This window comes from Streptomyces sp. NPDC041108 (genome assembly GCF_055592645.1).
In genome coordinates this window covers 203,044-220,002 of record NZ_JBVIYK010000005.1, presented here as the reverse complement: position 1 = coordinate 220,002, position 16,959 = coordinate 203,044, and the positions used below count along the sequence as shown (strand labels likewise).

Genomic DNA, 16,959 nt, shown 5'->3' with positions numbered 1-16,959 from the left:
GGCCCGCCCCTACACCGACTCCGGTCTCAGGCGGGCCTGTACCTGGGGCGCGGGCATCTCGTCGGTGCCGCCGACCAGGGCGCTGCCCTCGCGCCAGTTCTTCCAGTCGAGGTTCCAGTCGCCGTAGCCGTTGCCGAAGGGGGCCATGGTGTCGCCGGCCGAGTTGACGACCTCGACGATGTCGCCCTCGTTGATGGTGTCGTAGAACCACTGGGCGTTGCCCATGCTCATGCCGGTGCAGCCGTGGCTGACGTTCGCGTACCCCTGGGAGCCTGTCGACCAGGGGGCGGCGTGGACGTACTCGCCGCTGTTGGTGACCCTGACGGAGTGGTGCACGGTCAGGTCGTAGAAGTCCGACGCGCCTATGCTGGCGCTGGTCATGCGGACGGTGCCTTCCTTGGCCAGGACGACCTTGACGCCGTTGCGGGTGTCGTAGCCGGGCATGCCGGTGGTGACCGGTATCTGCTTGATGACCTCGTCGTTCTTGTAGACGGTCATCTGGTGCGAGGCGGCGTCCGTGACGGCGACTATCTTGGCGCCGGTGGTCAGCTGGATGGGGTCGGCCTTCCCGCCCCAGAGCCGGTCGCCGATCTTGAGGCCCTCCAGGTTGCTGTGCACCCGGATCGTGGCCTCGGCGGGCCAGTACTCCTTGGGGCGGAAGTGGAGCTTCTTGTCGTCCACCCAGTGCCAGGCGCCCTCCGCCGCGGGGGTGGAGTCCACCTTCAGGGCGCGTTCGACGACGGCCCTGGCGGCCTTGTCCTTCACGGGCCGGCTCAGTTCGGCGGTGACGGGCTGGCCGACGCCGTACCTGCCCTCCCTCGGTCCGAAGGTGACGTTCAGGCGCTTCTTGGTGAGGGGGCGGCCGGTGGCGAAGGCGACGGTCTCGCGGCCGGGGGCGCCGTCCTCGTCCTCGGTGCTCACCCGGACCGTGTAGCGGGCGTTGGCGGCGAGCGGTGAGGTGGAGTGCCAGCGGTCTCCGTCCTCGGAGAGTTCGCCCGCCACATAGCGTCCTGCGGCGTCCACGGCGGTGACGTCGGTGATGCGGCCGTCGTCCTTCGCGCTGATCTCCAGCGGCTTGTCGGGATCGGCCTTCTCGCCCTGACCGGTCGGGGTGTTGAAGGAGACCTGGTCGGCCGCGTCGTAGGGCGTGCCCGAGAGCGGGTGGCCACCGGAACCACAGGCGGTGACGCCCGCTCCCAGGGAGACCACCAACAGGATGCAGCCGGCGACCGTGCGGTTACGGGGTGATGTGCTCATGAGTTCACCGTAGGAACGCCCGTCAAGCGTGGCGCGCCGGGTGACCCGACCGAGCTACGTACGGCGTGGCAAAAGGGGGAAGCCCGGACCTCCTGTCGGAGTGTCCGGGCTTCCGTCCGCTCTGCGCGTGCTACGGGCGCGGTGTCACTGGTTCTGGTTCTCGCCGCGGTAGTACTCGAAGACCCAGCCCCACAGACCGATCAGGATGATCGGGGTGGAGAAGTACAGCAGCCACCAGCCGAAGACGACGCCCATGAAGGCGAGCGCGCCACCGATGCCGAGGGCGAGGGGCTGCCAGCTGTGCGGGCTGAAGAACCCGATCTCACCGGCGTCGTCCGCGACGTCGGCCTCCTTGTCGTCCTGCGCGCCCACGTCGACCCGCCGGGCCGTGAAGGCCAGGTAGTAGCCGACCATGATGCACAGGCCGAAGGCCAGGAAGAGCGCCGTGGTACCGGCCGGCTCCTTCGACCACACGCCATAGACGATCGCCATGGCGAGGACGAAGACGCTCAGCCAGATGAACATCTTGCCTTGGACCTTCACTTGCCGGCCTCCTTGCCGCTGGCAGCGAGCTCGCCTGCCGCCGGGCCGCCGTGCGCGAGCTGTTCGAGCGCGGCGATCTCCGGGTGGTGCAGGTCGAACGCCGGGGATTCACTGCGGATCCGCGGCAGGGTGAGGAAGTTGTGCCGGGGCGGCGGGCAGGAGGTCGCCCACTCCAGCGAACGGCCGTAGCCCCACGGGTCGTCGACCTCGATCTTCTTGCCGTACTTGGCCGTCTTCCACACGTTGTAGAGGAACGGCAGGATCGACAGCCCGAGGACGAACGAGGCGATCGTGGAGATCGTGTTCAGCGCCGTGAACCCGTCGGCCGCGAGGTAGTCCGCGTAACGACGCGGCATGCCCTCCGCGCCCAGCCAGTGCTGGACGAGGAACGTGCCGTGGAAGCCGATGAACAGCGTCCAGAAGGTGATCTTGCCGAGGCGCTCGTCGAGCATCTTGCCCGTCATCTTCGGCCACCAGAAGTGGAAGCCGGAGAACATCGCGAAGACGACGGTGCCGAACACCACGTAGTGGAAGTGCGCCACCACGAAGTACGAGTCCGAGACGTGGAAGTCCATCGGCGGCGAGGCCAGGATGACACCGGTCAGACCACCGAAGGTGAAGGTGATCAGGAAGCCGGTGGCCCAGAGCATCGGTGTCTCGAAGGACAGCGAGCCCTTCCACATCGTTCCGATCCAGTTGAAGAACTTCACGCCTGTGGGGACGGCGATGAGGAACGTCATGAAGGAGAAGAACGGCAGGAGTACGCCTCCGGTGACGTACATGTGGTGCGCCCACACCGTCACCGAGAGGCCGGCGATCGCGATGGTCGCGCCGATCAGGCCCATGTAGCCGAACATCGGCTTGCGGGAGAAGACCGGGATGACCTCGGAGATGATGCCGAAGAACGGCAGGGCGATGATGTACACCTCTGGATGGCCGAAGAACCAGAAGAGGTGTTGCCACAGCAACGCGCCGCCGTTGGCCGCGTCGAAGACGTGCGCGCCGAACTTGCGGTCCGCCTCCAGGGCGAACAGCGCGGCCGCGAGGACCGGGAAGGCGAGCAGGACGAGGACACCGGTCAGCAGCACGTTCCACACGAAGATCGGCATGCGGAACATGGTCATGCCGGGCGCGCGCATGCAGATGATCGTGGTGATGAAGTTGACCGAACCGAGGATCGTGCCGAAGCCGGAGAAGGCCAGACCCATGATCCACATGTCGGCGCCGATGCCCGGGCTGCGGACCGCGTCCGACAGCGGGCTGTAGGCGAACCAGCCGAAGTCGGCCGCGCCCTGCGGGGTGAGGAAGCCACCGACCGCGATGAGCGAGCCGAAGAGGTACAGCCAGTACGCGAACATGTTCAGCCGCGGGAACGCCACGTCGGGCGCGCCGATCTGCAGCGGCATGATCCAGTTCGCGAACCCGGCGAACAGCGGCGTCGCGAACATCAGCAGCATGATCGTGCCGTGCATCGTGAACGCCTGGTTGAACTGCTCGTTCGACATGATCTGCGTGCCCGGGCGGGCGAGCTCGGCGCGCATGAGGAGCGCCATGACGCCGCCGATGCAGAAGAACGCGAACGACGTGACCAGGTACAGCGTGCCGATCGTCTTGTGGTCGGTCGTCGTCAGCCACTTGACGATGACCTCACCACGCCGCTGGCGCCGGACCGGCAGCTCGTCCTCGTAGTGGGAACCCGCTGCCTCGGCACCCTGAGGTTCGTTGAGGATGCTCACAGTACGTTCGTCTCCCGGTTCTTCTCGTGCTGCGTCTGCTCGATGCCGGCCGGGACGTAACCGGTCTGCCCCTTCTCCACGAGCGACTTGAGGTGCTCCTCGTAGCGCTCCTGGGAGACGACCTTCACGTTGAAGAGCATCCGCGAGTGGTCCACGCCGCAGAGTTCGGCGCACTTGCCCAGGAAGGTGCCCTCCTGGTTGGGGGTCACCTGGAAGGCGTTGGTGTGGCCCGGGATGACGTCCTGCTTCATGAGGAACGGCACCACCCAGAAGGAGTGGATGACGTCACGCGAGGTCAGGACGAAGCGGACCGTCTTGCCCTTCGGGAGCCAGAGCGTCGGGCCCGGGTTGCCGGTCTGCGGGTTCTTGTCACCAGGAATGCCGCAGGTGTAGACGCCGCCGGCGTTCGCCGGGAAGTCCTCCTTGTACCGGTTCGGGATCGCGGCCAGGTTCTCGTCGGTGGCCGCGTCGCCGGTGGAGCCTTCGACGTTCTCGATGTAGTTGAAGCACCAGCTCCACTGGAAGCCCACCACGTTGACCGTGAGGTCGGGCTTCTTGGACGTGTCGAGCAGCTTCGACTCGTCACGGGCGGTGAAGTAGAAGAGCACCGAGACGATGATCAGCGGGACGACCGTGTACAGCGCCTCGATGGGCATGTTGTACCGGGTCTGTGGGGGAACTTCGACCTTGGTGCGGCTGCGCCGGTGGAAGAAAGCACTCCACAGGATCAGGCCCCACACCAGCACGCCCGTGGCGAGCGCGGCCGCCCACGACCCCTGCCACAGGGAGAGGATCCGCGGAGCCTCTTCCGTGGTCGGGGTGGGCATACCCAGGCGGGGGAAGTCCTCCCATGTGCAACCGGTGGCGGTCGCCAGGACCAGGCCTGCGGTCATTGCCTGCAGCAGCTTCCGCCGCATCGGGCGCCGCGGCGAGCGGTCGGAGCCGTTGGGACTCACGTAGCGCCTTCCCGAGAGTCTCGCCCGCGCGGTATGGCTGCGGCCTTCTCGCTGGTCGGTCGCCGCCCTGCGACGGGCAGGGGTTTGGATGTTTATGCGGACCAAACCCTACTGGACGCGTTTTGGGGTCGCGCGGGGAGGGGGGCCCAACACTCCGCGGGTCATGCCGAGCGCCTAATAGCTCGGGGGTTCGGGTGATTTGGCGGGTGCGCGCGCGTTGTGGCCGTTCGCGCAGTTCCCCCGCCCCTTCGTCGTCGGCCCGAGGCTTTAGCGTTGGCCTGTGGCCTACTTCGACTCCGCTTCCTCCGCTCCCCTTCATCCCGTCGCCCGGCAGGCGCTGATGGCTTCGCTGGACGAGGGGTGGGCCGATCCCGCGCGGTTGTACCGGGAGGGGCGGCGGGCGCGGCTGCTGCTCGACGCGGCGCGGGAGGCGGCCGCCGAGGCGGTCGGATGCCGGGCGGACGAGCTGGTCTTCACCTCGTCGGGGACCCGGGCGGTGCACTCGGGGATCGCGGGAGTGCTGGCCGGGCGGCGGCGGGTGGGGCGTCACCTGATCGTGTCGTCCGTCGAACACTCGTCGGTGCTGCACGCGGCCGAGGCGCACGAGGCCGACGGCGGGGCGGTCACCCGGGTGGCGGTGGCCCGTACGGGATCGGTGGCCGCTCCCTCCTACGCCGAGGCCCTGCGCCCCGACACGGCGCTGGCGTGTCTGCAGTCGGCCAACCACGAGGTGGGGACCGAGCAGCCGGTGGCCGAGGTCGCGCAGGCGTGCCGGGCGGCGGGCGTGCCGCTGTTGGTGGACGCGGCGCAGTCGCTCGGATGGGGGCCGGTGGACGGTGACTGGTCGGCGCTGACCGCCAGCGCGCACAAATGGGGCGGACCGTCCGGGGTCGGCCTCCTCGTCGTGCGCAAGGGGGTGCGCTTCGCGGCGCAAGGGCCCGCCGACGAGCGGGAGTCGGGGCGGGCGGCCGGGTTCGAGAACATTCCGGCGATCGTGGCGGCTGCCGCCTCGCTGCGGGCCGTACGGGCGGAGGCGGCCGCGGAGGCGGTACGGCTGCGGGAGTTGACGGAACGGATCCGGGCGCGGGTGCCGTCGCTGGTGCCCGATGTGGAGGTGGTGGGCGACCCGGAGCACCGGCTGCCCGGGGTGGTCACCTTCTCCTGTCTCTATGTCGATGGGGAGACATTGCTCCACGAGCTGGACCGCGAGGGTTTCTCCGTCTCCTCCGGGTCCTCGTGTACGAGCAGCACGCTGACGCCCAGCCATGTGCTGCGGGCCATGGGGGTGCTGAGCGAGGGGAACGTGCGGGTGTCGCTGCCTGCGGGGGCGGCGGCCGAGGACGTCGAGCGGTTCCTGTCCGTGCTGCCGGGGGCCGTCGCGGCGGTCCGGGAGAAGCTGGGGGCTCCGGCCCCCGCGACCGTGGTGCAGGAGGACGTCCTGGTCGTGGACGCCCTCGGCAAGCGGTGCCCGATCCCCGTCATCGAGCTGGCCAAGGTGATCGGGGACGTCCCGGTCGGCGGCACGGTCCGCGTCCTCTCCGACGACGAGGCGGCCCGGCTGGACATCCCGGCGTGGTGCGAGATGCGGGGCCAGGAGTACGTGGGAGAGAAGCCGGCGCGGGAGGGTTCGGCGTACGTGGTGCGCCGGGTGCGGTAGCGGGCGACCCGCGCCCCTGGCTGTCGAGGGGCGCGGGACCTGCGCGAGCGGTCCCGACGGACCCGCAGCGGACCGCGCGTCGACCACGGCACCCCGGAAGGGCCGTGGTCGCGGGGCCCGCCTCAGCCCAGGTGCTTCTTGACCTCCGCGGCCGCCTCGTCCCCGTACGCCTTGGTGAACCGGTCCATGAAGTGCGCCCGGCGCAACGCGTACTCCTGTGTCCCCACCGTCTCGATCACCAGCGTGGCGAGCATGCAGCCCACCTGCGCCGCCCGCTCCAGCGAGACCCCCCACGCCAGCCCCGAGAGGAACCCCGCGCGGAACGCGTCGCCGACGCCCGTGGGGTCGGCCTTGCGCTCCTCCTCGGGGCAGCCGACCTCGATGGGGTCCTCCCCGGCCCGCTCGACGCGGACACCACGCGCGCCGAGCGTGGTCACCCGGTGGCCGACCCTGGCGAGGATCTCCGCGTCCGACCAGCCGGTCTTGGACTCGATGAGGCCCTTCTCGTACTCGTTGGAGAAGAGATAGGTGGCGCCGTCCAGCAGTATCCGGATCTCGTCGCCGTCCATGCGGGCGATCTGCTGCGAGAAGTCAGCGGCGAACGGGATGCCCCGGGTGCGGCACTCCTCCGTGTGGCGGAGCATGCCCTCCGGGTCGTCCGCGCCGATCAGGACGAGGTCGAGGCCGCCGACACGGTCGGCGACGGTCTTCAGCTCGATGAGGCGGGCCTCGCTCATCGCGCCGGTGTAGAAGGAGCCGATCTGGTTGTGGTCGGCGTCCGTGGTGCACACGAAGCGGGCCGTGTGCAGCGTGTCGGAGATGCGCACGGAGGCGGTGTCCACCCCGTGCCGGTCGAGCCACGCGCGGTACTCGTCGAAGTCGGAGCCCGCCGCACCGACCAGGATCGGGCGGGTGCCGAGCTGTCCCATGCCGAACGCGACGTTGGCGCCGACACCGCCCCGGCGCACGTCGAGCTGGTCGACGAGGAAGGAGAGGGAGACCGTGTGCAGCTGGTCCGCGACGAGTTGGTCGGCGAAACGGCCCGGGAAGGTCATCAGATGGTCGGTGGCGATGGAGCCGGAGACTGCGATACGCACGGCGAGGACACACTCCTGCGAAGGGAGAGGGGATTGACAGTTCACGCTACCGGGTCGGTCACCTGCTCTGAAGCAGGCGAAACTACCCGATAGTAGGTCTTTCTTCGCAGGGTCTGCCGTGCGTACGGTGCCCGTATGACGAACCCCAAGATCAACGGCTCCGTTCCGTTCGACCCGGACGGCGGCAGCCTCGCGGCGCTGCGCGGCGACTGTGCCCGGATGGCTCCGCACTGGGCGGCCCCCGCGAAGGTCATTACGGCTCCCGTCTCCCCTTCGCTCATTCACGGGGTCACGGTGCCGGTGACGTCCGCGCGGCTGGTGGACGCGATGCCGGAGTACGGCTACTGAGGGAACCGCTCGCTCCCGCGCCGCGTCCCATCGCTGTCCCCCGAGGAGGGGATGCGGTGTACGACCTGCCGAAGGAGCGATGCGGTGAACTCCGAGCGACCCGACAACCCCGAGAACCCGGACGAGGGCCCCGAGCCCGACGCCGCCGAGGAGATCGGGGCTGCCGGGGATGACGTCACCGGGGCGGACGGGACGGACGGAGCCGAGGCGGCCGACCAGGCCGACCAGGCCGGTGAGCCTGCGGCTGGGGCTGCGGATGCGGCTGGGGATGCGGCTGGGGATGCGACAGCCTCCTCGGCTTCGGCTGACGCTTCGGCTTCGGCTGACTCCTCGGCTTCGGCTGACGCTTCGGCTTCGGCTTCGGCTTCGGCGAGTGACGTGGACGACCGTGCCGGTGACGCCGACATCGTGAGCGGCGGTGGCGGCCGGCGCTCCCGGCTGGTCGTCGCGTCCGTGGCCGCCGCCGTGCTGCTGGTCGGGGGTGGTGGGGCGCTCCTCGCCACCACCGCCTCCGACGGATCCGGGGGCGACGGCAAGGGCTCCGGCGCGCCGGGCGGTGACGGCACTCCCCCGCCCCTGGCGCTCGACGGATACACCGGCGGCGGTTCGAACGGCATCGCGCCCGGTGAACCGAACCCCAACGGGGTGACCTATCGCGCGGGCGGCGACCTTCCCGAGGGCCCCGGCTCGGCTCCGGTGTACACGCTGAAGGGCGAGGTGACGGCCCCCGAGGTGGCGCGGCTCGCCGAGGCGCTCGGCGTCGAGGGCAGCCCCACCCCCGAGGGCGAGACCTGGCGGGTGGGGGCGGCCGGGGACGGTACGGAGCCGGTGCTGCGGGTGAGCCGTCAGGCGCCGGGGGCATGGACGTTCGACCGGTACACGCCGGGCACCGACAACTGCCGGAAGGCCGACGTCTGCGCGTCCGAAGGCTCGGCCGGGGCCGGTGACCCGGTGAGCGAGGCGGTGGCCAGGAAGGCCGCGATGCCCGTGCTCAAGGCCGTCGGCCAGGACAACGCCAAGCTCGATGCCACCCAGCTCATGGGCGCCGCACGGGTGGTGAACGCCGATCCCGAGGTGGGCGGGCTGCCCACGTACGGCTGGGCGACCGGCATCCGGATCGGCGCCGACGAACAGGTGCTCGGCGGCAGCGGCAACCTGAAGTCGCCGGTGAAGGGCGACACGTATCCCGTCGTGGACGCGGAACGGGCGCTGGAGCTGCTGAACGACTCCGGGCAGGGCGTCGGCACCGGGCGCGGCGGCATCGGCGGCTGCACCGGTCCCGTCCCGCTGGAGGGGGAGAACGGCTCGGCCGTGGAGAGCGGGACGGCCGTGCCGGGCGAGACACCGTGCGAGCGGGTGACCACGGCGCCGAAGCCGGAGACGGTCGCCGTCGAGAAGGCGGTGTTCGGGCTCGCCTCGCACCAGGTGGACGGGCTCCCCGCGCTGGTGCCGTCCTGGCTGTACGAGGTACGGCCGGCCGGGGCAGCGGACACCTACACGGTGACGCATCCGGCGGTCGACCCCGACTACCTGGCGGGCCCCGAGTCCCGCTCCGAGCCGACCGGGAAGCCTCAGGGGCCCGGGGACACGCCCCCCGGCGGCGCGGCCTCGCGAGATGTGCGGATCCAGGGCTACACGGCCGCCGGCGACGAGCTGACCGTGACCTTCTGGGGCGGGGTGTGCAGTGAGTACTCGGCCTCGGTGCGCGAGGAGTCGGACGAGGTGACGGTCACCGTGACCGACACCCCGCAGGAGGGCAAGGCCTGCATCCTGATCGCCAAGGCACTGGAGCGGACGGTGCGGCTCGACGAACCGCTCGGCGACCGGAAGGTCGTCGGATCGGACGGCGAAGCGCTCCCCAAGGGCGGCGCCGCGGAGCTGGAGCCGCGTTAGGCCCTGTCGCCACAGGGGCGGGCAGCTCCGCGCCCGGGCACGCATGACGGAAGGCGGCGCCCCCTCGGAGGGGACGCCGCCTTCGTCGTACCTGATCGTCACCGTGCACGTACGGCTGCCGTGCGCGGGCGGGGACCCTAGCTGAAGGAGTCGCCGCAGGCGCAGGAACCCGTCGCGTTCGGGTTGTCGATGGTGAAGCCCTGCTTCTCGATGGTGTCGACGAAGTCGATCGTGGCGCCACCCAGGTACGGGGCGCTCATGCGGTCGGTGACGACCTTCACGCCGTCGAAGTCCTTCTCCACGTCACCGTCGAGCGAGCGCTCGTCGAAGAAGAGCTGGTACCGCAGGCCGGAGCAGCCGCCGGGCTGAACGGCGACGCGCAGCGCCAGATCCTCACGGCCTTCCTGGTCGAGCAGGGCCTTGACCTTGGCCGCGGCGGCGTCGGTCACGATGATGCCGTCGGTGACGGTGCCGGTCTCGTCCGATACGGACATCTACATCTCTCCCGGGTTGTACGGAGACTGCTTGCCGACGGGTGCAACCGCCGGAGCCCCGGATTCATTCCGGGCCGCGTGGATTCGCCACGCTTCTGCCTTCATGCTCGCACATGGTCCGTGACAGGGGCACGGGGTCGCCGGGGCTGTGGACAACGCCACGCGACGGAGGCGGCCCGGGGACGCGGCGCGGCCGCCGGGATTCATGTCACATGGACACTATGGGCATCGTCAAACTGACGTGAAGCGGTTATGATAGATAGCGTCAAATCGACGAAAAGGATCGCCCGCATGTCCCGCCGGCCCTCCCCCGGGGCGGCGAGTCGCAGAACAGAAAGGGTGCGTGCCGTGACCACCGCCCAGACCCAGGAGCTCGACGTACAGCCGACGCCCCTCGCCCTGCTGCTGCTCGGCCGCGAGGCCGACCCGCGGAGCGAGCGGGGTGTCGAGTGCCCGGGCGACCTCCCCTCCCCGTCCGACCCCGACCTGGTGGAGCGCGCCCGCGCCGCCAAGGAGAAGCTCGGGGACAAGGTCTTCGTGCTGGGCCACCACTACCAGCGCGACGAGGTCATCCAGTTCGCGGACGTCACGGGCGACTCCTTCAAGCTCGCGCGGGACGCGGCGGCACGGCCCGAGGCCGAGTACATCGTGTTCTGCGGTGTGCACTTCATGGCCGAGTCGGCCGACATCCTCACCGGTGACGACCAGAAGGTCGTCCTGCCGGACCTCGCCGCCGGGTGCTCCATGGCCGACATGGCCACCGCCGAGCAGGTCGCCGAGTGCTGGGACGTGCTGACCGAGGCGGGTGTGGTCGAGCAGGTCGTGCCCGTGTCGTACATGAACTCCTCCGCCGACATCAAGGCCTTCACCGGCAAGCACGGCGGCACGATCTGCACCTCGTCGAACGCGAAGCGGGCCCTGGACTGGGCCTTCGAGCAGGGCGAGAAGGTCCTGTTCCTGCCGGACCAGCACCTGGGGCGCAACACCGCCGTGCGGGACATGGGGATGTCGCTCGACGACTGTGTCCTGTACAACCCGCACAAGCCGAACGGCGGCCTCACGGTCGAGCAGCTGCGGGCCGCGAAGATGATCCTGTGGCGGGGACACTGCTCGGTGCACGGCCGCTTCAGCCTGCAGTCCGTGAACGACGTACGCGAGCGGATCCCGGGCGTCAACGTCCTCGTCCACCCCGAGTGCAAGCACGAGGTCGTGGCGGCGGCGGACTACGTCGGGTCGACCGAGTACATCATCAAGGCGCTGGAGGCCGCTCCGGCCGGTTCCAAGTGGGCCATAGGCACCGAGCTGAACCTGGTCCGGCGGCTGGCGAACCGTTTCGCGCCGGAGGGCAAGGAGATCGTCTTCCTCGACCGCACGGTCTGCTTCTGCTCCACCATGAACCGCATCGACCTCCCCCACCTGGTCTGGACCCTGGAGTCCCTCGCCGAGGGCAACCTGGTCAACCGCATCGAGGTCGACAAGGAGACGGAGGCGTTCGCGAAGCTGGCGCTGGAGCGGATGCTGGCACTGCCGTAGGCGGGAGCGCGGATGTGGGAAGAGCCGGGGGCATCGCCCCCGGCTCTTCTCATCGGCCCGCACCCGAACCGGGTTCGTCGGCCCGCGCCCGATCCGGGTTCGTCGGCCCGCACCCGATCCGGGTCAGACCCCCGCGGGCTCCGGCGACTCCGCGTCGGCCTCCGACTTCGCCGGACCGGACGCCTTGCCCGCCCGCTTCAGGGCCTTCTTCTTCGCCCGGCGCTCCTTGCGGATCTCGATCATCGTGTAGAGGGTCGGGACCAGCAGGAGCGTCAGCAGCGTCGAGGTGATCAGACCGCCGATCACGACCACGGCCAGCGGCTGGGCGATGAAGCCGCCCTCGCCCGTGATGCCGAGGGCCATGGGCAGCAGCGCGAAGATCGTCGCCAGTGCCGTCATCAGGATCGGGCGGAGGCGGTGACGGCCGCCCTCGATGACCGCCTCGACGGTGCCGTAGCCCTGGCGGCGGTACTGGTTGATCAGGTCGATCAGCACGATCGCGTTGGTCACCACGATGCCGATCAGCATCAGCATGCCGATCATCGCGGGGACACCCATGGGCGTGCCGGTGACGATCAGCAGGCCGATGGCGCCGGTGGCCGCGAACGGAATGGAGACCAGCAGGATCAGGGGCTGGACCAGGGACCGGAAGGTCGCGACCAGCAGCATGAAGACGATCGCGATCGCCGCGAGCATCGCGAGGCCGAGGGAGGCGAACGCCTCGTCCTGGTCCTCGGAGACACCGCCGATGGAGGCGGTGGCGCCCTCGGGCAGCTTCAGGGCGTCCAGCTTGGCGGTGAGGTCGGCGCTGACCGCGCCGGTGTTGTCGCCCTTGGGCTTCGCCGTGATCGTCGCGGCCCGCTGGCCGTCGATCCGGGTCATGGCGACCGGGCCGTCCACCAGCTCGACGTCCGCGATGTCGCCGAGCTTCACCGCGCCGAGCCGCAGGTCCCGCAGCTCCTTCAGCGTCTCGGCGGGCTTCGCCGACTTGATGACGATGTCCCGCTCGGTGTCGTCGAGAACGGCCCGGCCGCTCGTCGTACCGCGCACCGCCTGGGAGACGGCCGCGCCGAGGGTCTGGTCGTCGAAGCCGGCCGCGGCCGCCCTGTCGGTGGCCTTCACCGAGATCCGGGGCACGCTCTGGGAGAGGTCGCTGGTGACGTCCGTGACGTTGTCCATCGTCGAGACGGCGTCACGGACCTGCCCGGCGGCCTTGCGCAGGACGTCGGCGTCGGCGGCCTTCACGACCACGCTCAGGTCCTGGCTGCCGAAGGCGTCGCCGACCGCGACGGTCGTCGTACCGGTGCCGGAGAGCCCGGCGAGGCCCTTCTCGATGGTGTCCTGGACGTCCGAGGCCGTGGCCGAGTCGTCCAGCATGACGCTGTACGAGGCCTGGTTGGTGTCGGTGCCACCGCCGAACGCGGCCATGAAGCCGGAGGAGCCGATGGTGACCTGGTAGTCCTTGACGCCCTCGGTGCCGGCGAGCAGCTTCTCGACCTTCTTCGTCTGCTCGTCGGTCGCCGCGAGGCTGGTGCCGGGCTTCAGCTCCTGCTTGAGGCTGAGGACCTCCTGGTCGCCCGGGTCGAAGAAGTTCGTCTTCAGCAGCGGGGCCATGCCGAACGTGCCGACCAGGACGACGGCCGCGATGGCCAGGCTGGTCAGCCGGCGGCGGGTGGCGAAGCGCAGGACGGGGACGTAGAAGCGCTGGAGGCGGCTCCTCGCCTCCTTCTCCTCGGCCTTGCGGCGGGCTTCCTCGGCGTCCTCGGGCGTGCCCTTCGGGGCACGCAGGAACCAGTACGACAGGACCGGGACCACCGTCAGCGAGACCACGAGGGAGGCCAGCAGGGCGGCCGTCACGGTCAGCGAGAAGCTGCCGAACAGTTCGCCGACCATGCCGTCGGTGAGGCCGATCGGCAGGAAGACCGCGACGGTCGTCAGGGTGGAGGAGGTGACCGCGCCGGCGACCTCGCGGACCGCCTTGAGGATGGCCTCCTCGCGCTCCTCGCCGTAGCCGAGGTGACGCTTGATGTTCTCCAGCACGACGATCGAGTCGTCGACGACCCGGCCGATGGCGATGGTCAGCGCGCCGAGGGTGAGCATGTTGAGCGAGAGGTCGCGGGTCCACAGGACGATCAGCGCCAGGACCACCGACAGCGGGATGGAGACCGCGGTGACGAGGGTCGAGCGGATCGACGCCAGGAAGACCAGGATGACCAGGACCGCGAAGACCAGACCGAGGGCGCCCTCGGTGGTCAGGCCGTCGATGGACTTGGAGACCGCCGGGCCCTGGTCGCTGACCACGGTGACGGTGGCGTCGGAGCCCAGGTCGCGGCGCATGTCGGACAGCTTGTCCTCGACGGCCTCGGAGATGGCGACCGCGCTGCCGCCCCGGTCCATGGTGACCATGACCGCGAGGCTCGGCTCGCCGTTCGTACGGGTGATGGAGTCGGCCTTGGCCTGCTCCTCCTTGACCTCCGCGACGTCGGCGAGACGTACGGGCTTCTTGGCGCCCTCGCCGCGCACCCTCAGGTTCTCGATCTGCTCCAGCGAGGTGTAGCCGCCGCCGACCTGGACGGTGCGGTTGGCGCCGTCCTCGTCGAAGGAGCCCGCGGGGACGGTGACGCCGCCGGCCTGGAGGGCCTGCGAGAGGGCCATCGTGGTCAGGCCCGCCTTCGCCAGCTTCGCCTCGTCGGGGGTGACGGTGACCTGGAGGTCCCGTACGCCGTCGACGGTGACCTGGCCGACGCCGTCGATGCCCTCCAGCGTGGGCACGACCGTCCGGTCGAGCTGGTCGGCGAGGGCCTGCTGGTCCTGGTCGGAGGAGACGGCGAGGACGACGGTCGGCATGTCGTCCGTCGAGCCCGCGATGACCTGCGGGTCCACGTCGTCCGGCAGCTGTGCCCGGACCCGGTTGACGGCCTGCTGGACGTCGGCGACGAGCTGGTCGGTGCCGGGGCCGTAGTCGAAGGACGCCATGATCAGGGCGTTGCCCTCGCTGGCGGTGGAGGTGACGCCCGTGATGCCGTCGACGCCTTCGAGGCTGTCCTCGATCGGCTCGACGACCTGCTTCTCGACCACGTCCGGGGACGCGCCCTGGTAGGGGGCGAGCACGGACACCATGGGCAGTTCGATGGTGGGCAGGAGCTGTTGCTTGAGCTGGGGTATCGCGATCGCCCCGAAGACGAGCGCGATGATCGACATCAGACCGACGAGGGCCCGTTGTGCGAGGCTGAACCGGGACAGCCAGGACATGGGTCAGGGTCTCTCTTCCGTGGCGTGAGCGGAGGACGAACGCCCGTGCCACACGCGGCTGGATCCCCCCATGTGTCGCCCGTGTGAAGCGGATGTGAGCGCTCACCTCATACCCTGGGCCATAGGGGTACCCCTATCCCTCGCTCCCGAGGGCCATTTCCTTACGCCGCGCCTACTCCGGGTGGAGTAGTCCCGGGCGCTCTCAGTCCACCTTCGGTCGTACCAGGCCCGACTCGTACGCGAAGACCACCAGTTGGGCCCGGTCGCGGGCGCCCAGCTTGGCCATGCCCCGGTTGACGTGCGTCTTCACGGTCAGCGGGCTGACCTCCAGCCGCTCGGCGATCTCGTCGTTGGAGAGCCCGCCGGCCACCTGGACGAGCACCTCGCGCTCGCGGCCGGTCAGGGTGGCGAGGCGCTCCGAGCGGGCGGCGCCCTGGTCGCCGTCGGCCGAGTCGTCCGGCTGGGCGAGGAAACGGGCGATCAGGCCCTTGGTCGCGGTCGGCGACAGCAGGGCCTCGCCGCCGGCGGCGAGGCGGATCGCGTTCAGCAGTTCCTCCGGCTCGGCGCCCTTGCCGAGGAAACCGGAGGCACCGGCGCGCAGTGACTGCACGACGTAGTCGTCGACCTCGAAGGTGGTGAGGATGACGACGCGGACCTGGGCGAGCGTCGGATCGGCGCTGATCAGGCGGGTGGCGGCCAGCCCGTCGGTGCCCGGCATCCGGATGTCCATCAGCACGACGTCCGCCCGCTCCTCCTTCGCGAGCCGCACCGCCTCCGCCCCGTCCGACGCCTCCCCCACGACCTCCATGTCCGGCTCCGAGTCGACGAGCACCCGGAAGGCGCTGCGCAGCAGGGCCTGGTCGTCGGCGAGCAGGACACGGATCGTCATACGGGGTCCCCCGGGGCGCTGGTCACGGTCGTGCCGCCGGCGCGGCGGTCGTGCGGGTCGTGAGCGGCAGGATCGCATGGACGCGGAACCCGCCGCCGTAGCGGGGACCGGTGGTGAGGGTGCCGCCCAGCGCGGTGGCACGCTCCCGCATGCCGAGGAGTCCGTGCCCGCCGCCGTCGGCCGCCCCGCCCGTCTTCGCCTGCCCGGTGCCGTCGTCGAGGACGGTGATCTCCACGTTCGGGCCGACGCGCACGACGCTGACCTCGGCCTTCGCCGCCTCGCCCGCGTGCTTGTGCACATTGGTCAGGGCCTCCTGGATGACGCGGTACGCCGCGAGGTCGACGGCGGCCGGGAGGCTCACCCCCTCGTCGGCACGGACCACCTCGACCGCGAGGCCCGCGCTGCGGAAGGTGCCGACGAGTTCGTCGAGCCGCACCAGTCCGGGGGCGGGTTCGGTGGGGGCCTCGGGGTCGCCGGACTGACGGAGCAGACCGACCGTGGCACGGAGTTCGCCCAGTGCGGAGCGGCTGGCCTCGCGGACGTGGGCGAGGGCCTCCTTGGCCTGGTCGGGCCGCTTGTCCATGACGTGCGCGGCGACCCCGGCCTGCACGTTGACCAGGGCGATGTGGTGGGCGACGACGTCGTGCAGGTCGCGGGCGATCCGCAGGCGTTCCTCGGCGACCCGGCGGCGGGCCTCCTCCTCACGGGTGCGCTCCGCCCGCTCGGCGCGTTCCCGGATGGCGTGCACGAAGTCGCGGCGGCTGCGCACCGCGTCGCCGGCCGCGGCGGCCATGCCGGTCCAGGCGAAGATGCCGATGTTCTCCTGGTCGTACCAGGGCAGCGGGCCGGCGAGCATGGCCGTCCCCGTCAGCACGGTCATCGTCAGCAGGCCCACGCGCCAGGTGGTGGGGCGGTCGGTGGTGGAGGCGACGGTGTAGAGGGCGATGACGGCGGACATCGCGACCGGGGCGCGCGGGTCGCCGGTCACCAGTTCGGCGAGGGTGAGAGCGGAGGTGGCCCCCAGCACGGCCAGCGGGGCACGGCGACGGGCGACGAGGACGGCGGCGGCCGGCACCATGAGCGCGAGGCTGAGGGGCGCGGGGCTCCGGGCGCCCCACCTGCCGCCGTGCTCGGCGTGGGGGTCGACGAAGGCGCCCGCCACCATGGCGGCGAGGACGCCCAGGGCCAGGGCGGCGTCCAGCGCGAGGGGGTGCGCCGTCAGCCAGGTCCTGGCTCGGTGGAGGGTGCTCACGACCGATTACGGTACGGGGCGCCGGTCGGGGGCGGAACGGGTGGTGGCGACA

At 70.5% G+C, this 16,959-nt stretch carries 13 protein-coding genes; 4 read left to right on the top strand and 9 right to left on the bottom strand.

Going from position 1 to position 16,959, the window contains the following annotated elements; all coding sequences use genetic code 11:
• Positions 1 to 9 precede the first annotated feature (9 nt).
• The 4 genes from ACZ6BB_RS16695 to ctaC form a co-directional block, all read right to left on the bottom strand.
• A complete protein-coding gene (locus ACZ6BB_RS16695; RefSeq protein ID WP_471615909.1) occupies positions 10 to 1,257 on the bottom strand; it encodes a L,D-transpeptidase in 1,248 nt (415 codons plus the stop codon).
• Between the two features lie 144 nt (positions 1,258 to 1,401).
• A complete protein-coding gene (locus ACZ6BB_RS16690) occupies positions 1,402 to 1,800 on the bottom strand; it encodes a cytochrome c oxidase subunit 4 (protein ID WP_059080735.1) in 399 nt (132 codons plus the stop codon).
• Complete coding sequence (gene ctaD / locus ACZ6BB_RS16685) at positions 1,797 to 3,536, bottom strand: aa3-type cytochrome oxidase subunit I (RefSeq protein WP_471615908.1); 1,740 nt, start codon at positions 3,534 to 3,536, stop codon at positions 1,797 to 1,799. The genes ACZ6BB_RS16690 and ctaD overlap by 4 nt, the downstream gene beginning before the upstream one ends.
• Positions 3,533 to 4,492, bottom strand: coding sequence for an aa3-type cytochrome oxidase subunit II (ctaC, locus tag ACZ6BB_RS16680; RefSeq protein ID WP_471615907.1), 960 nt, complete (start codon positions 4,490 to 4,492; stop codon positions 3,533 to 3,535). The genes ctaD and ctaC overlap by 4 nt, the downstream gene beginning before the upstream one ends.
• 280 nt (positions 4,493 to 4,772) lie before the next feature.
• On the opposite strand from ctaC, the gene ACZ6BB_RS16675 reads away from it, so the two are divergent.
• The gene (locus ACZ6BB_RS16675; RefSeq protein WP_471615906.1) at positions 4,773 to 6,149 is read left to right on the top strand and encodes an aminotransferase class V-fold PLP-dependent enzyme; all 1,377 of its coding nucleotides are present in this window, start codon (positions 4,773 to 4,775) and stop codon (positions 6,147 to 6,149) included.
• Between the two features lie 122 nt (positions 6,150 to 6,271).
• Here the strand turns inward: ACZ6BB_RS16675 and ACZ6BB_RS16670 are convergent, their stop codons facing one another.
• On the bottom strand, positions 6,272 to 7,246 hold the full coding sequence (locus ACZ6BB_RS16670) for a carbohydrate kinase family protein (RefSeq protein WP_471615905.1): 975 nt from the start codon (positions 7,244 to 7,246) through the stop codon (positions 6,272 to 6,274).
• Positions 7,247 to 7,381: 135 nt separating this feature from the next.
• On the opposite strand from ACZ6BB_RS16670, the gene ACZ6BB_RS16665 reads away from it, so the two are divergent.
• Positions 7,382 to 7,594: a hypothetical protein gene (locus ACZ6BB_RS16665; RefSeq protein WP_013004280.1), complete on the top strand. Its 213-nt coding sequence runs from the start codon at positions 7,382 to 7,384 to the stop codon at positions 7,592 to 7,594.
• Positions 7,595 to 7,645: 51 nt separating this feature from the next.
• Positions 7,646 to 9,487: a hypothetical protein gene (locus ACZ6BB_RS16660; RefSeq protein ID WP_471615904.1), complete on the top strand. Its 1,842-nt coding sequence runs from the start codon at positions 7,646 to 7,648 to the stop codon at positions 9,485 to 9,487.
• Positions 9,488 to 9,624: 137 nt separating this feature from the next.
• On the opposite strand, the gene ACZ6BB_RS16655 is transcribed toward ACZ6BB_RS16660, so the two are convergent.
• Positions 9,625 to 9,981 carry a HesB/IscA family protein gene (locus tag ACZ6BB_RS16655; RefSeq protein WP_013004278.1) on the bottom strand — a complete coding sequence of 119 codons (357 nt, stop codon included), beginning with the start codon at positions 9,979 to 9,981 and terminating at the stop codon, positions 9,625 to 9,627.
• 348 nt (positions 9,982 to 10,329) lie between these two features.
• Here ACZ6BB_RS16655 and nadA point away from each other — a divergent pair, with 348 nt between their 5' ends.
• Positions 10,330 to 11,514 carry a quinolinate synthase NadA gene (nadA, locus tag ACZ6BB_RS16650; RefSeq protein ID WP_471615903.1) on the top strand — a complete coding sequence of 395 codons (1,185 nt, stop codon included), beginning with the start codon at positions 10,330 to 10,332 and terminating at the stop codon, positions 11,512 to 11,514.
• Between the two features lie 123 nt (positions 11,515 to 11,637).
• On the opposite strand, the gene ACZ6BB_RS16645 is transcribed toward nadA, so the two are convergent.
• The 3 genes from ACZ6BB_RS16645 to ACZ6BB_RS16635 form a co-directional block, all read right to left on the bottom strand.
• The gene (locus tag ACZ6BB_RS16645) at positions 11,638 to 14,766 is read right to left on the bottom strand and encodes an efflux RND transporter permease subunit (RefSeq protein WP_471615902.1); all 3,129 of its coding nucleotides are present in this window, start codon (positions 14,764 to 14,766) and stop codon (positions 11,638 to 11,640) included.
• Between the two features lie 202 nt (positions 14,767 to 14,968).
• Positions 14,969 to 15,655, bottom strand: a complete 687-nt coding sequence (locus ACZ6BB_RS16640) for a response regulator (protein ID WP_471615901.1) — start codon at positions 15,653 to 15,655, stop codon at positions 14,969 to 14,971.
• A gap of 22 nt (positions 15,656 to 15,677) precedes the next feature.
• Positions 15,678 to 16,907 (bottom strand): sensor histidine kinase, encoded by a 1,230-nt coding sequence (locus ACZ6BB_RS16635; protein ID WP_471615900.1) that lies wholly within the window; start codon positions 16,905 to 16,907, stop codon positions 15,678 to 15,680.
• Between the last annotated feature and the right edge of the window lie 52 nt (positions 16,908 to 16,959).